Raw genomic sequence first — 14,506 nt, 5'->3', positions numbered from 1 at the left:
AGGGTGATGCTGCCCCTTCAGTTTCTGGCCCAGATCCTCGTCGCGCTGTCGATCGCCGCCCCCGGCGTGCTGTCCTACCGCACCATGCGCAGCGGCGAGCACGGCCGGATGCCGGCGGCGGGCGGCGCGGCGCTGTTCTCGGCGCTGTGGGCCGGCGTGGTCGGCCTGATCCTCTCGGTCACGTCGGACACGATGATCCCCGGCGAACTGTGGGCGGCGCTGGCCACGGCGGTGGTGGTGACGGAGGCCTTCTTCACGGAGACGGCGCGGGCGGGTTGATACCGCCGAACGAAAGTCCTGACACATCCCCATGCCGTCCTGCCCGGGCTTGACCCGGGCATCCACGATGGCCGGCGCTGACGTGCGGGGCGTGGATGGCCGGGTCAATCCCCGGATCAAGTCCGGGGACGGCCAGGACGATGAAGAGAGCTGGTGTGTCAGCGCTTCGGCTCGACGGTATGGGACGGGGAGGGCGACTCGTTTTGGCGATTTGCATGACGCGAATGACTATGCCGGAGGACGGACAGAGGCTCGCAAAGAGGGGCGTGGCTTAGTCCGTGTCCGGCGCCTATATTGGGAGTGGAGGTGGCACATGGCCGAGCCTGCGACTGTTTTCGAGCCGACCGACGATGAGGCGCTGACACGTGCCGTTGCCCAAGCGCGGGCACAGGCGGCGGCTGGGCAGACGATCCCTTTGAGCGACGTCGCAAGCTGGCTCGACACCTGGGGCACACCCGAGGAACGTTCGGCACCGTCGTGGAAGTAGTCTTCACCCCGGCTGCCGTTGCTGACCTGATCGCTATCCGTACCTACATCGGCCATTTCAATCCCGCAGCCGCACGGCGCATAGCCCTCCGCCTCAGAGCCGCAGCCGAAAGCCTCGCTGAATTTCCTGAACGTGGGCGCTGTCGGGCGGACGGCGCGCGGGAATTGGTCGCTGTGCATCCCTATGTCATCGTCTACGACGTGGCATCCGTCCAAGTCACCATTCTGCGGGTCTGGCATGGGGCGCAGAACCGTCTGTAGCCCATATGCTTACGAGGGCTGCTCATGGGCCGGGGGGCAGGGGAAACGCCCTCCCCTGCTCGGCGCTGTCCGCTTTGCGCCAGGAGTGGACTCCTGAGTCGTGCCGCGAATAGTTATTTGAGACTGCACCACGCATCTAAAATTAGGAGCCAAATTTTACGTTTAGCAAATGACCCAATTACGAGCACCTCATCGTTTATTAAATTTGAAGAGAATTAGTTCTGCCGAAACGATGAGGCGAGTACTTGCTAGCGAACCCCGACAATGGCGCGCTGATAAAACTTAGACACTGGTTCACGCTCGGCCGCCTTCTTTAGATTGCAGGGCTCGCAGAGTAACTGAAGATTAGTGACATCGTTCGCCCCGAATTGCGCGAGCGGTACTATATGGTCGTATCGCTCGCTCTCCAGTTGATTGATCATTGCAGCCAAGCTGCGCTTGCAGGCACGGCACTCCCCTTTGTCACGGTGGAAAATAGCCCGTCGCGCCCACTTTGGAATACGGACGCGCTTCAGTGTTCCGGCGCGAGTCTTTAGTTCCTCGCCGAAGCCAGAATCCTCAATATGCGAGGCGCAAAGCTCATTAAAGGCTTGGAGAAAACCGACGTCGTTGAACAGAACGTGGAAAATCTCATCCGTCAGCTCATCCACAGCTTCGTGGAAACGAGCAGATTCCGAGACCCAAGCCCAGAACAAATCTTCGTCTTTGAACGCGGAGATTGGGCAAGTGATACTGAAAGCTGCGAAGAACTCTCGCAGAAAGCGGCAGTCACTTCCCTCCTGCTGGATCTCTTCCGTAATGATATCGATCGCGATTTCTCGGATGAATTCGTGGAGGTTTGTATACTGATGGAAAGGGCGCATCAAGGCTAGAGTCCGCATGTCCCCTAAAATGTCTTCAAGACCACGCAGATAGTTGCCGGAATCCTTGACGATATTGAATATCGCATTGGCAAAATAATATACGCTAAACCCACGGGCTTCATAGTAATTTTCCGATCTCGGCCGATTCATCGTGCCACCTCACCTTTTTTCGTTGTATTCATGGGGAAATAGAATTTGAGAGCTGCATCTTATTGAGTGGCCATTTCGTCGCATTGCGCTCCGATGCTCAAAGAGACATCACTCCATATTAGAGATAGCTTTAAAATCGTCGTAGCCGTCCCTTTCCGCCCTGAAAGGGGTGAGAGGGGTTTCCAAACGGTCCCTGAAACACCGCATGATTGTGTCAAATCTTCGCATCGCTTCTTCCCCGCCTCGTCCATCATCCAGTTTAAGCCAGTACGGCGCCTATGCGATTTCTTATAGTTAACTAGAGCAACTTAAGCGATACAGCAAAACGCGAATGGCGCGGATCTTAATACACCAGTTCGGGTGCTCACTGCCACTGCAGCCTTTCCAGGTCAACAGTAAAGCTACCGCCGCCTGTTGAACGTCCCCAATGGCTCAAAAGCGGTCGAACTGGTTTCGTAAACGGAGGCAACCCAGGGCTCCAATCCGGGGAGGCGCATGACCGAACGGAAGCGGGTCAGGCCCTCGCCCCTCCCAACCCTTCCGCACATCGCTCCGAACGCCCGACCTGAACGCCGCGCTTGCCCTGGCCGGCGATTCGTCATAGGATAACAGTCCTTATTAACGAGGTGAGTCCGCCCGGTGGCCGCATGAAACGACAGCCCGAAAGGTGTTTCATAGCGTTACACAACGTTGCATTCACCGCCGCCGTCTCAAGCCAAACCGTTGATTTCCAACAAACCCGTTCCCCGCCTTGGAACGCTGCCGGGGTGCCAATGCAACGCCGACGCTCCCATCGCTCCGCAGTCCGCTCCACGCCAGCGCTGCTGGTCCTCCTGCTGCTGGCCGGCTGCACGGGGTGGCGCCCGCCCATCGATGTGCACATCCATGGCGGCGAGCATCACCTGGACTGGTGGCTGGGCGTGCCGATCTGAGGACTGTTCATGAGTTTCGCGCGCTCCATCGCCACGGTCGGCGGCCTGACCATGCTGAGCCGGCTGGCCGGCTTCGCCCGTGACATCCTGACCGCCGCCGTGCTCGGCGCCGGGCCGGTGGCGGACGCCTTCTTCGTGGCGCTGAAGCTGCCCAACCTGTTCCGCCGCATGTTCGCCGAGGGGGCGTTCTCCGTCGCCTTCGTCCCGCTGTTCGCCGCCGAGCTGCACACCTCCGGCCGCGCCGCCGCCATCGCCTTCGCCGAGGAGGCGATGGGCGTCCTGCTGGCGGTGCTCGTCCCCTTCGCCATCCTGGCCGTGCTCGGCATGCCGGCCCTGATGCACGTGCTGGCCCCCGGCTTCGTGGACGAGCCGGCCAAGTTCGGCCTCGCGGTCGGCATGGCCCGGCTGACCTTCCCCTATCTGGTGCTGATCTCGCTGGTGGCGCTGCTGGGCGGCGTGCTCAACGCGCTGGACCGTTTCGGGCCGTTCGCGGCGGCGCCGGTCGCCTTCAACCTGACGCTGATCGCCGCCCTGCTGCTGGCGCCGCGGCTGGATCTCGACCCCGGCCCGACGATGGCGGCGGCGGTGACGCTGTCGGGCATCGTGCAGCTCGCCTGGATGGCCTGGGCCTGCCGGCGCGAGGGCATCGCGCTGCGTTTGCGTCCGCCGCGCCTGTCGGAGCGCATCCGCCGCCTGTTCCGCCTCGTCGGGCCGGGGGCGCTGGGGGCGGGCGTCATGCAGGTGAACGTCTTCCTCAACGTGGTGCTGGCCTCGCTGCTGCCCAGCGGTGCGGTGTCGTACCTGTATTACGCCGACCGGCTGAACCAGATGCCGCTGGGCATCATCGGCATCGCCATCGGCACGGCTCTGCTTCCGGTGCTGGCCCGCCACGTCGCCGCCGGCAACGCCGAGGCCGTGCGGGCGCACGTCAGCCGGGCGCTGGAGTACTCGCTGCTGCTCGGCCTTCCGGCGGCGACGGCGCTGGCGGTGGCCGGGCATCCGATGATCGCCGTGCTGTTCCAGCGCGGCGCCTTCGGTCCGGCGGAGACTCTGGCAACGGCGCAGGCCCTGGCCGCCTATGCCGCGGGCATCCCCGCCGCGGTGTTGGTGAAGGTGCTCAGCGCCGCCTTCTTTGCCCGCCACGACACCGCCACCCCGGTGCGCGCCGCCGTCGCGATGACGGTGGCGAACGTCGCGCTGGCGCTGGCGCTGATCCCGGTGCTGGCGCACGTCGGCATCGCGCTGGCGACGGGGATCGCCGCGTGGCTCAACGCCGGGCTGCTCGCCTGGGGCCTGCACCGCCGCGGCCAGTTCGACGTGGATTCCCGCGTCAAGCGACGCACCCCGCGCATCGTGCTGGCGGCGCTGGGCATGGGGGCCGGGCTGGCGGCGGGGATGACCGGGCTGGCGCCGTTCCTGGAGGCGGGCTCCACGGCGGTGCGCTTCGGCGCGCTGGCGCTGCTGGTGGCGGGCGGTGGCGGGCTGTTCTTCGCGCTGGCGCATGTGCTGGGCGGCACCGACCTCGCCGACCTGAAAGCGCTGGCGGGACGGCGGGCGGCTGTCGCGGAGGAGCCGTGAATTCACACGGATTTCACGGAAGTCGGTTTCCCCAAAAGCCTCCGCTTCGGCAAGCTCAAGAAAATCCGTGTAATCCGTGGAAAAATCCGTGAAATCCGTGTGAATCTTGCCCCACCCCCAAAGGCATGAACCTCCCACCCCCAACCCCGCCCCACGCGTCTTGACCCGCGCGCCTCGCCGGCCCATAAAACCCGCCTTCCGGACGCTTAGAGCGCAGCGAGAGGGCACCCTGTGAACCGCATCTTCTCCGGCATGCAGCCGACCCGCCAATTGCACCTCGGCAACTATCTGGGCGCGCTGCGCAACTGGGTGGGCTTGCAGAACGAGTACGAGTGCATCTTCTGCGTCGTCGACCTGCACGCGCTGACGCTGGCGCAGGAGCCGGACGTGCTGCGCAACAACATCCGGGAGGTCGCCGCCGCCTACATCGCGGCCGGCATCGACCCGGACAAGAACATCCTGTTCAACCAGTCCTTCGTGGCCGGGCATTCCGAGCTGTCGTGGATCCTGTCCTGCCACACGCCGCTGGGCTGGCTGAACCGCATGACGCAGTTCAAGGAGAAGGCCGGCAAGCAGCGCGACAACGCCAACCTCGGCCTGTACGCGTACCCCGTGCTGATGGCCGCCGACATCCTGCTGTACAAGGCGACCCACGTGCCGGTCGGCGAGGACCAGAAGCAGCACCTGGAGCTGGCCCGCGACATCGCCGGCGCCTTCAACCGCCACTACGACACCGAGTACTTCCCGCAGCCCGAGCCGCAGATCCTCGGCGAGGCGACGCGCGTCATGAGCTTGCGCGACGGCACCAAGAAGATGAGCAAGTCGGACGAGTCCGAGTACAGCCGCATCAACATGACGGACGATGCCGACACCATCGCCCAGAAGATCCGCCGCGCCAAGACCGACCCCGAGCCGCTGCCCGACAACCTGGAAGACCTGGAGAAGCGCCCGGAGGCCGACAACCTCGTGACCATCTACGCGGCCCTGTCCAACGAGACGCGCGAGCAGGCGATCCAGCGCTTTGCCGGCGCGCAGTTCTCCGGCTTCAAGGCGGCGCTGGTCGACGCGGCGGTGGCGCACCTGGCGCCGATCACCACGCGCATGACCCAGCTCTTGTCCGACAAGGCCGAGATCGACCGCATCCTGCGCCGGGGCGGCGAGCGCGCCGCCGCCCTCGCCGACACGCATCTGGCCGAGGTGAAGGACATCATCGGCCTGCTGCGCCCGTAACCGCATGACCGCACCCCTCCTGCTCACCGGCTTCCAGCCGTTCGGCAGCAACGCGGTCAACCCGACCATGCTGCTGATGGACCGGCTGGCCGGAACGGCGGGGGTGGTGACGGCAACCCTGCCGGTCGAGTACGGCACGGCGGGCGACGCCTTCCAGGCGTTGCTGGACACGCATGCGCCGGCGGCTGCGCTGTGCTTCGGCCTGTCCTACCGGACCGATGTGGTGCTGGTCGAACGCCTCGCCTGGAACCGCGACGAGACCGAGCAGCCGGACAACGCCGGCATCGTGCGCAACGGTGCCGTGATCGTCGAGGGCGCTCCGCCCGCCTACGGCTGCGGCCTGCCCGTGCCGTTGCTGGTGCGGGCGCTGGCTGGGGCGGGGGTGCCGGTGTCGGTCAGCGACGACGCGGGCGGCTTTGTCTGCAATCACCTGTACTACCGCGCCCGCCACGCCATCGAGACGCGCGGCCTGACCCTGCCCATGGCCTTCCTCCACGTCCCGCCCCTGCCGGAGCACTGCACCGACCGCGTGGGCGGCCTGGAGATCGACCGGCTGGAAGCGGGGGTGCGGGCGCTGGTGGACGCGGTGCGGAACGGGATCGCCTGATCGATCACGACACCATCCGCACGGCCACCGCCGCCGCGGCACAGCCCGCCAGCGTCCACACGATGCCGAAATGCAGGCGCAGCATCGCGACCATCGCCGCCGCCGACAGCGCCAGCGCCACCCAGTCCACGCTGCCCCACACCGGCCACGGCACGCCGGCCAGTTCGCCGACCTCGCGGAACACCACGTGCAGGCCGAACCAGACCGTCAGGTTCAGCACCACGCCGACCACCGCCGCGGTGATCGCCGACAACGCTCCGGCCAGCGCGCGGCTGTGCCGCAGCGCCTCGATGTACGGCGCGCCCAGGAAAATCCACAGGAAGCACGGCACGAAGGTGACCCAGGTGGTCAGCGCCGCACCGATGAAGCCGCCCATCAGCGGCGATACCCCACCCGGATCGCGGAACGCCGCCAGATACCCCACATAGGTCAGCACCAGGATCAGCGGCCCCGGCGTCGTCTCGGCCAGCGCCAGCCCGTCCACCATCTCGCCCGGTTGCAGCCAGCCCAGCGTCTCGACCGCCGCTTGCGCTATGTAGGCAAGCACCGCGTAGGCGCCGCCGAAGGTCACCATCGCCGCTTGGCTGAACACCAGCCCGATGTTCGGATAGATGCTGTCCCGCCCGAACATCGCCGTCAGCGCCAGCACCGGCGCCACCCACAGCGCCCCCCACACCGCCACCACGCGCAGCGAGCGCCCCAGCCCGCGCGACTCGCCCGGCGCCATTGTGCCCACGGCCAAGGCATCGTCGGCCACTGCGCCGTTGCGCGGCAGCGGCGCGAACACGTCCGGCCACACCCGCGCCCCCACGAGCCCGATGATCCCCGCCGCCAGCACGATCAGCGGGAACGGCGCCCCGGCCGCGAAGATCGCCAGGAACGCCAGCGCCGCCAGCGCCAGATGCGTGCGGCCTTTCAGCGCGCGCTTGCCGATGCGCAGCAGCGCCTCGACCACCACGGCGAACACCGCGGCCTTCAGCCCGTAGAACAGCGTGGCCACCAGCGCCAGATCGCGCCCCAGCGCATAGAGCGTGCTGAGCGCCACGATGACGAAGAATCCCGGCAGCACGAACAGCACGCCGGCGGCGATGCCGCCCCGCGTCCCATGCAGCAGCCAGCCGACATAGGTGGCGAGCTGCGTCGCCTCCGGCCCCGGCAGCAGCATGCAGAAGTTCAGCGCGTGCAGGAAGCGCGCCTCGCCGATCCAGCGTTTCTCCTCGACGAGGATGCGGTGCATGGTGGCGATCTGCCCGGCCGGCCCGCCGAAGCTGAGCAGCCCGACCCGCGTCCACACCCGCAACGCCTCGCGGAAGGTGACCGGCGCGGGGGGCGGGCCGCCGCTCACGCGCTTTTCCGGCGGAGGTCGACCGGGTTGACGATGCCGCGCAGATCGCCGAGGAAGGCGCGGCCCTTGTCGGTCAGCGCCACCACCTTGCGGCGGCGCTCGCGCGGGTCTTCCTGCGCGCTCACCAGATCAAGGCCGGCCTTGCCAAAGGAATGCCAGCGGCTGAGCGCCGCCACGTTGCGCGAGGCGGACGACTGGGCGATGCCCAGGCGTTCCGCCAGCTCGCCGATGGAGATGCCCTCGTTCTGCGCGATCGTCATGAACGACAGCGCGTACTGGATCGGCAGGTCGGGGTCGAGCGTACGGAACGCCTCGAGCACGCGCGTGACGGTCGCAATCTCGTCAGGACGGAAGCGGGTCGGCATCAGCGGACCCCTCCCGTCTGCGCCGAGGAGTCGGCGGCGGCGACCATCGTGCCGGCGTGTATATGAGGTGAAGGCGTCCAAGCCATACCACGAATTCCCCGTTTTCCCGCCGGATGTCGAACGACCCCGGAGAGGCCCAGAGGGCGCGTTCAGCAAAGACCCGGTGACCGCCCAAAGCCAGAAAAACACTCATGACACCCTCTCGTTATCCTGAATTCGCTGAACGGTCCGGCGTGAAGCCCTTGGGAATCTCGATGCATGAGCCAAGCTCGGGTCATCGGGTTGATGGGGGTTACGAGTTTCATGATGGTCTCCGTTGGAGATTGGTTGGGAGTGATGGACCGCGTGTCGCCACGCGCCGACAGGATCACCAATCAGCGATACGCTGACAAGGCGCAAAAAATCCGCGCGTCAGAAAGGTTCCGATAGGGGATGGGTTCGGCCGGAACCACGCACGCCCCGTCACCGGCGATGCCGATGTCACGCCGCATGCGCTCGCACAAATGCTCGATTCCGGCCGTGGGACTGGGCTCCAGCCACCGGCTCAGCAGTTGACTCCATAAACTGGGCATGGCGCGCTCCTCTGTTTGCGTTCGTGGAAAACATCCGCCATCGGATGCGTCGCGTCAACAGCGCATCGGTGATTCCGCCATCCTGTGGCCGCACGGACACGCTCACCGTCGCAGGCGCGCAACACCTGCGACGACGCTGGACGGACGCGCATTGCCACGCGACTCTGGGGCCGCCCCGCCTTCCCCGGAATCCCGCGTGCCTGTCTCCGCCCTCCGACCGTTCTGGTTGCCTGTGCTCGGCCTGCTGCTGGGCGCGGCGCTGTGCGCGCCCGCTGACGGCGCGGAGAGCCGGTTCGTGCCGGCGCCCTGCTGGTTCACCCCGCCGCCGGGCGAGGTCGCATTGTGCGGCACCGTTGCAGTGCCGGAACGGCGTGACCGCCCCTCGCCGCGGACGCTGGCGCTGACGGTCGCCGTGCTGCGCAGCACCGCCGCCAAGCCGGCGCCCGACCCGGTGGTGTTCATCGAGGGCGGTCCCGGCGCCTCCCCCTTCGGCTTCGGCGAAATGGGCGAGGAGCGCATGGAGGGCTGGTGGGAGCAGTCGGCGCTCTACCGCCGGACGCGCGACGTGGTGCTGTTCGACCCCCGCGGCGTCAACCGCAGCGAGCCGGACAGCAACTGCACCGAACTGGACGGCATGGCCGAAACCATCCGCGCCCACCCGCCGACGCGCCCCGAGCGTGACGCGGCGGAACGCGCGGCGCTGGAGGGGTGCGCCACCCGGCTGCGGGCGTCGGGCATCGATCTGAACAGCTTCACCACCCCCGCGGCGGCCGACGACGTGCTGGACATCGCCGCGGCGCTGGGGGCTGCGCGCGTCAATCTGGTCGCCGTGTCCTACGGAACCCGTGTCGCCCTGGAAGTGCTGCGCCGGCATGGGGGCCGCGTCCGCTCGGCGGTGCTCGACGGCGTTTACCCGCCCGACGTCAACGCGGTGGAGGAGGAGGCGTGGCTCACCCAGCGGGCGCTGCGCCGGTTGTTCGACGACTGCACCGCCAGCCGCGCCTGCCGCGCCGCCTTCCCCGACCTGGAGCGCCGCTTCCTGCAACTGGCGGCCAAGCTGGACGAGTCGCCGGCCACGGTGGGCGTCGGCGATGCCCTGGTGCCGATCACCGTGCGCCTGGACGCCCAGGCGCTGGTCGCCGCGGTGCTGGAGGGCATGGCCGAGGACGAGCCGGTTCCGCGCCTGCCCGCGCTGATCGACCGCGCCGCCCGCGGCCGGCCGGAGCGGCTGGCACAGTACGTGCCCTCGCCCCGCCTGGGCGACCCGGACACCGCCGAGGGCATGGCCTTTTCCATCGAGTGCCGGGAGACGGTGAACGCCGCCGACCCCGCGCGCGCCGCCAACACCCGCCGCCGCTGGGCGGTGCTGCCCGGCCTCGCCGGGGACGACACCGGCCGGCGCGTCTGTTCCGTCTGGCCGGCGGGCGTCCCGGAACCGATCGAGCGCCTGGCGGTGGCGAGCACGGTGCCGGTGCTGCTGTTCTCCGGCGCCTATGACCCGGTGACCCCGCCGGAGTGGGGCCAGCGCGCCGCCCTCACCCTGCCGCAGAGCCGCCACATGGTGTTCCGCGCCGCCGGCCACGGCGTGACGGCCGGCGAGCCCTGCGCCCTGGACGCGGCGGCAGCCTTCGTCGAGCGCCCCGACCCGGTGCGGCTGATGGCCTGCGCGGAGGCCGACCGGCCACCGGTGTTCGAGGTGCGCTAGTTCGAGGTGCGCTGACGTCCAAAGGGGCTTGCGCCGGGGCCGGAGTGCGGGTAGCGTCCTCGCCCATGACACGTGTTCGTTCCCTCATCGGCGCCCTCACCACGGCGCGATTTTGGTACCGCTGGTACACACCGGCGGCCTGAGGTATCGCACACCCACGATGCACCCGAAGCCGCCCGACGCAAGGCGGCTTTTCGCATCTCATGCACCCAGTGCACGAAAACCCCGCCAGACCGTCGCAGCGGCCTCCACTTGAAGCGGAGGTCACATCTCATGTTGGATTTCGATTTCGACGTCGTCACCGGCCCGTCCAAGGCGACCCGCCCCGCCGTGCCCGACGAACCGGCACCCGAAGAGGGGGAGTCCGCTACCGCCCCGGAGCGATCCGCCGGTAGTTGAGCGCCTCGGCGATGTGGACGCGGCGCACGCTTCCCGCGCCCTCCAGATCGGCCAGCGTGCGGGCGACGCGCATGACCCGGTGGTAGCCGCGCGCCGACAGCTTCAGCCGCTCGGCCGCGTCGGTCAACAGCGCGCGGCCGGATTGGTCGGGGGCGGCCACCGCCTCCAGCAGTTCGCCGTCCGCGTCGGCGTTGGTGCGCACCGGCCGCCCGCCGGTCGACGCATGGGCGGCGTAGCGCTCCGTCTGGATGGCGCGGGCGATGGCGACGCGTTCGGCCACCTCGGCGCTGCCCTCCGCCGGGGGCGGCAGGCTGAGGTCGGCGGGGCTGACCGCCGGCACGTCGATGTGCAGATCGATGCGGTCGAACAGCGGGCCGGAGATCTTCGACTGGTACTCCGCTGCGCATTTCGGCGCGCGGGCGCAGGCCAGCGCCGGGTCGTCCAGATGCCCGCAGCGGCACGGGTTCATGGCGGCCACCAGTTGGACGCGCGCCGGATAGGTGACGTGCGCGTTGACCCGCGAGACCACCGCCTTGCCGGTCTCCAGCGGCTGGCGCAACGCTTCCAGCATTTGGCGGGGAAACTCAGGGAGTTCGTCCAAGAAGAGAACGCCTTGGTGGGCCAAAGATATTTCCCCCGGCTTGGCGCGCGTGCCGCCGCCCACCAGCGCCGGCAGCGAGGCCGACTGGTGCGGCGACCGGTACGGCCGGTGACGTAGCAGCCGCCCGCCCTCCAGCAACCCGGCGACGCTGTGGATCATCGAGACCTCCAGCGCCTCGGCGGCGTCGAGCGGCGGCAGCAGGCCCGGCAGCCGCGCCGCCAGCATCGACTTGCCCGACCCCGGCGGCCCGATCATCAGGAGATTGTGGTTTCCAGCCGCGGCAACCTCGAGCGCGCGCTTGGCCGTCTCATTGCCTTTCACGTCGCGCAGACACGGCTGCTGACCGGCAGTATCCTCCTGAAGGCGCGGTTTCGGCGGGGTGAGGACCTGCGACCCCTTGAAATGGTTGATCAAGGCCAGCAGCGTCGGCGGCGCCAGCACGTCGAGATCCTCACCGGCCCAGGCCGCCTCGCCGCCGCACGCGGCCGGGCAGATCAGCCCGCGCTCGGTGGCGAGCGCGTTGATCGCCGCCGGCAGCACCCCGGCCACGGGGGTGAGCGCCCCGTCCAGCGCCAGCTCGCCCAACGCCGAATAGCGCGCCATCTCCTCGTCCGGCAGCACGCCCATGACGGTGAGCAGCCCCAGCGCGATGGGCAGATCAAAGTGCGAGCCCTCCTTCAGCACGTCGGCCGGGGCGAGGTTGACGGTGATGCGCTTGGCCGGCAGCGACAGGCCGAGCGCGTGCAGCGCCGCGCGCACCCGCTCGCGGCTCTCGCCCACCGCCTTGTCCGGCAGCCCGACGATGGTGAAGGCCACCACGCCGCTGGACATCTGCACCTGGACGTCGATGTCCATGACCTCGATGCCTTGAAAGGCCACCGTATTGACGCGCGCAACCAAGCCGCCGTGCCTCCCGTGCCGAATGCACGCGAGTGTATGCGCGACCCGCGCGCTTTGCCAGCGTCGCGGGCTGTCTTGCACAGAGCCCCTTTTTCGCCGAGGGTTGGGCGCGCGGCCTCTCTGCCCTATCATTCCTGCCGAACAAACCCAATGAAGGGACAGAGACCCGTGCAACTCCACCTGTGCACCTGGGCCGAGGTCGAGGCCTATCTGAAGGACTCCAAGGGCATCATCATGCCCATCGGCTCCACCGAGCAACACGGGCCGAACGGCCTCGTGGGCACCGACGCCATCTGCGCCGAGGTGATCGGCAAGGCGGTCGGCGAGGCGACCGGCGCGCTGGTCGGGCCGACCATCGCCGTCGGCATGGCCGTCCACCACATGGAGTTCCCCGGCTCGATGACGCTGCGGCCTTCGACGCTGATCGCGGTGATCCGCGACTACGTGCTCTCCCTGGCCGAGCACGGGTTCGAGCGGTTCCTTTTCGTCAACGGCCACGGCGGCAACATCGCCAGCATCCGCGCCGCCTTCTACGAGATCTACGCCGAGAACCGCGCGCAGAAGGGCGCGAACGCTCCCGAGCTGCGCTGCGGGCTGGTCAACTGGTGGGAGAACGACGCCGTCGGCCGGCTGTCGAAGGAACTTTACCCCAACGCCGAGGGCTCGCACGCCACGCCGTCCGAGGTCTCGGTGACCCAGTTCGCCTACCCCGAGGCCATCAAGACCGCGGCCATGGCGCCGCAGGTGGCGCCGTCCGGCGGCTTCCACGACGCCCGCGACTTCCGCCGCCGCTACCCGGACGGCCGCATCGGCTCCGACCCGTCGCTGGCCCGGCCGGAGCACGGCCAACGCCTGCTGGAAGCCGCGGCGGGCGCCATCGCCGAGCAGTACCGGACGTTCGTTTCGGAGACGTAAGCGCCTTTACTCCGCCAGTGCTTCCCGCGGAACCGGGGGCGCTGGGCGGATGGCGCGCTCCAGCGCGAACATCAGCGGCGGCACCATCAGGCCCAGCGCGATGGCGACGGTCGCCATGGTGGTGACGTCCAGCAGCCGGCCCTCCGGCGTCGCCTCCAGAATGTGCGCGGACAGAAAGGCGCCCAGCGCCGCGCTGATGTGCTGCACCGAGGAGACCAGCGCCATGAAGCCGGCGCGCTCGTGCGCGTGCGGCACCTTGGAGAAGGCGGCGCTGTTCGCCACCATGCGCATGCCGTTGGTCAGCATGAACAGCGGGAACAGCACCAGCAGCGGCATCCACGGCTGGTAGCCGATGAACGCCGCCCACACGACGATGGTGATCAGCACCGTGTTGGCGAGCGTCATCGGACCGGATCCGAAACGATCCACCAGCCGCCCCGCGGCGCGCATGCCGAAGAAGGTCAGCGTGCCGCCGATCAGATAGAGCAGGCTGAGCTGGTCGCGCGGGAAGCCCAGATTGCCCTGCACGTAGGCGGAGATGTTGGGGATGACCATGAACGCCTGCATCTGCAACAGCCCCGCCGTGGCGTAGGCCAGCCACACCGCGCGCCGGTTGAGCAGGCTGCGGAATCGCGCCAGCACGGCTGGGCCGGGGCCGTGCGCGAGGTGCCCGCGCTGCGGCGGCAGCAGCGAGATCGCCGCGCCCGCCACGACCGCCGCCAGTGCGGCCACGGCGAAGAACGGCAGCCGCCAGCCGCCGAGCCGCGCCAGTTCCAGCCCCACTGGCACGCCGAACACCGCGGCCAGCGAGAACGACCCCATGGCGATGCCCATGGCGCGCCCGCGCCGCTCCGGCGCCACGCAATCGGCGATGATGGCGGTGCCCAGCGCCACCGCCGGTCCGCCGAACACCCCGGCCAGCACGCGGGCGGCCAGCAGGGTTTCCAGATCCACCGCCAGCCCGCCCAGCGCGGTCGCCGCCACCAGCCCGGCCAGCGCCACCGCCAGCGCCTTGCGCCGGTCGAAGCGGTCGAGGAACAGCGAGCCCAGCAGTCCGGCCACCGCCGCGGCCGCCGTGTAGCTGCCGCCGACATAGCCGATGTGCGAGGTGGAGATGTCCAGCGCCGCCGCGAAGTCGGGGCCCAGCGGCATCACCATCATGAAGTCCAGGACATTGATGAACTGGACCGCGGCGATGACCAGAACGGCGCGGCGCTCCGGCGCGGTGAGGGACAAGGGTGGGCTCCGGGTGGGATTGGTGGTGGTGAGTGTAGGGCTGGTTGGCCCAACGCACAATTCAGGGCTGTCATGCGGAGCA

The 14,506-nt window shown here is 68.4% G+C and carries 14 protein-coding genes; 9 read left to right on the top strand and 5 right to left on the bottom strand.

Annotated elements, in window-relative coordinates; translation table 11 throughout:
* Positions 1 to 6: 6 nt before the first annotated feature.
* The 3 genes from ACSVDD_RS23140 to ACSVDD_RS23130 all read left to right on the top strand — a co-directional run bounded on the left by ACSVDD_RS23140 (position 7) and on the right by ACSVDD_RS23130 (position 1,026).
* Positions 7 to 279 carry a hypothetical protein gene (locus ACSVDD_RS23140; RefSeq protein ID WP_448191763.1) on the top strand — a complete coding sequence of 91 codons (273 nt, stop codon included), beginning with the start codon at positions 7 to 9 and terminating at the stop codon, positions 277 to 279.
* Positions 280 to 592: 313 nt separating this feature from the next.
* Positions 593 to 766 (top strand): hypothetical protein, encoded by a 174-nt coding sequence (locus ACSVDD_RS23135; RefSeq protein ID WP_448191762.1) that lies wholly within the window; start codon positions 593 to 595, stop codon positions 764 to 766.
* A complete protein-coding gene (locus ACSVDD_RS23130) occupies positions 757 to 1,026 on the top strand; it encodes a type II toxin-antitoxin system RelE/ParE family toxin (RefSeq protein ID WP_448191761.1) in 270 nt (89 codons plus the stop codon). The genes ACSVDD_RS23135 and ACSVDD_RS23130 overlap by 10 nt, the downstream gene beginning before the upstream one ends.
* Before the next feature lie 248 nt (positions 1,027 to 1,274).
* On the opposite strand, the gene ACSVDD_RS23125 is transcribed toward ACSVDD_RS23130, so the two are convergent.
* Complete coding sequence (locus ACSVDD_RS23125; protein WP_448191760.1) at positions 1,275 to 2,039, bottom strand: HNH endonuclease; 765 nt, start codon at positions 2,037 to 2,039, stop codon at positions 1,275 to 1,277.
* 773 nt (positions 2,040 to 2,812) lie between these two features.
* Between ACSVDD_RS23125 and ACSVDD_RS23120 the strand changes: the two genes are divergently transcribed.
* The 4 genes from ACSVDD_RS23120 to ACSVDD_RS23105 all read left to right on the top strand — a co-directional run bounded on the left by ACSVDD_RS23120 (position 2,813) and on the right by ACSVDD_RS23105 (position 6,386).
* Positions 2,813 to 2,971, top strand: coding sequence for a hypothetical protein (locus ACSVDD_RS23120; protein WP_448191759.1), 159 nt, complete (start codon positions 2,813 to 2,815; stop codon positions 2,969 to 2,971).
* Positions 2,972 to 2,980: 9 nt separating this feature from the next.
* Complete coding sequence (gene murJ, locus ACSVDD_RS23115; RefSeq protein WP_448191758.1) at positions 2,981 to 4,549, top strand: murein biosynthesis integral membrane protein MurJ; 1,569 nt, start codon at positions 2,981 to 2,983, stop codon at positions 4,547 to 4,549.
* A gap of 231 nt (positions 4,550 to 4,780) precedes the next feature.
* Positions 4,781 to 5,779 carry a tryptophan--tRNA ligase gene (gene trpS, locus ACSVDD_RS23110; protein WP_448191757.1) on the top strand — a complete coding sequence of 333 codons (999 nt, stop codon included), beginning with the start codon at positions 4,781 to 4,783 and terminating at the stop codon, positions 5,777 to 5,779.
* Positions 5,780 to 5,783: 4 nt separating this feature from the next.
* The gene (locus tag ACSVDD_RS23105; protein ID WP_448191756.1) at positions 5,784 to 6,386 is read left to right on the top strand and encodes a pyroglutamyl-peptidase I; all 603 of its coding nucleotides are present in this window, start codon (positions 5,784 to 5,786) and stop codon (positions 6,384 to 6,386) included.
* A 4-nt stretch (positions 6,387 to 6,390) separates the two neighbouring features.
* Here ACSVDD_RS23105 and chrA read toward each other — a convergent pair whose 3' ends face one another.
* Positions 6,391 to 7,731: a chromate efflux transporter gene (chrA, locus tag ACSVDD_RS23100; protein WP_448191755.1), complete on the bottom strand. Its 1,341-nt coding sequence runs from the start codon at positions 7,729 to 7,731 to the stop codon at positions 6,391 to 6,393.
* Positions 7,728 to 8,096 (bottom strand): MarR family winged helix-turn-helix transcriptional regulator, encoded by a 369-nt coding sequence (locus tag ACSVDD_RS23095; RefSeq protein ID WP_448191754.1) that lies wholly within the window; start codon positions 8,094 to 8,096, stop codon positions 7,728 to 7,730. Before ACSVDD_RS23095 ends, chrA begins: the two co-directional genes overlap by 4 nt.
* Positions 8,097 to 8,864: 768 nt before the next feature.
* On the opposite strand from ACSVDD_RS23095, the gene ACSVDD_RS23090 reads away from it, so the two are divergent.
* A complete protein-coding gene (locus ACSVDD_RS23090) occupies positions 8,865 to 10,373 on the top strand; it encodes an alpha/beta hydrolase (RefSeq protein WP_448191753.1) in 1,509 nt (502 codons plus the stop codon).
* Positions 10,374 to 10,740: 367 nt separating this feature from the next.
* Here ACSVDD_RS23090 and ACSVDD_RS23085 read toward each other — a convergent pair whose 3' ends face one another.
* Positions 10,741 to 12,273 (bottom strand): YifB family Mg chelatase-like AAA ATPase, encoded by a 1,533-nt coding sequence (locus ACSVDD_RS23085; RefSeq protein WP_448191752.1) that lies wholly within the window; start codon positions 12,271 to 12,273, stop codon positions 10,741 to 10,743.
* Between the two features lie 168 nt (positions 12,274 to 12,441).
* Here ACSVDD_RS23085 and ACSVDD_RS23080 point away from each other — a divergent pair, with 168 nt between their 5' ends.
* Positions 12,442 to 13,188 (top strand): creatininase family protein, encoded by a 747-nt coding sequence (locus tag ACSVDD_RS23080; protein WP_448191751.1) that lies wholly within the window; start codon positions 12,442 to 12,444, stop codon positions 13,186 to 13,188.
* 6 nt (positions 13,189 to 13,194) lie between these two features.
* Here ACSVDD_RS23080 and ACSVDD_RS23075 read toward each other — a convergent pair whose 3' ends face one another.
* Positions 13,195 to 14,424, bottom strand: a complete 1,230-nt coding sequence (locus ACSVDD_RS23075) for an MFS transporter (RefSeq protein WP_448191750.1) — start codon at positions 14,422 to 14,424, stop codon at positions 13,195 to 13,197.
* Positions 14,425 to 14,506 lie beyond the last annotated feature (82 nt).

Source organism: Azospirillum terrae (assembly GCF_053470425.1).
Note: the sequence above shows the minus strand (reverse complement) of the source record. Positions and strands in the feature narration are given on the sequence as shown.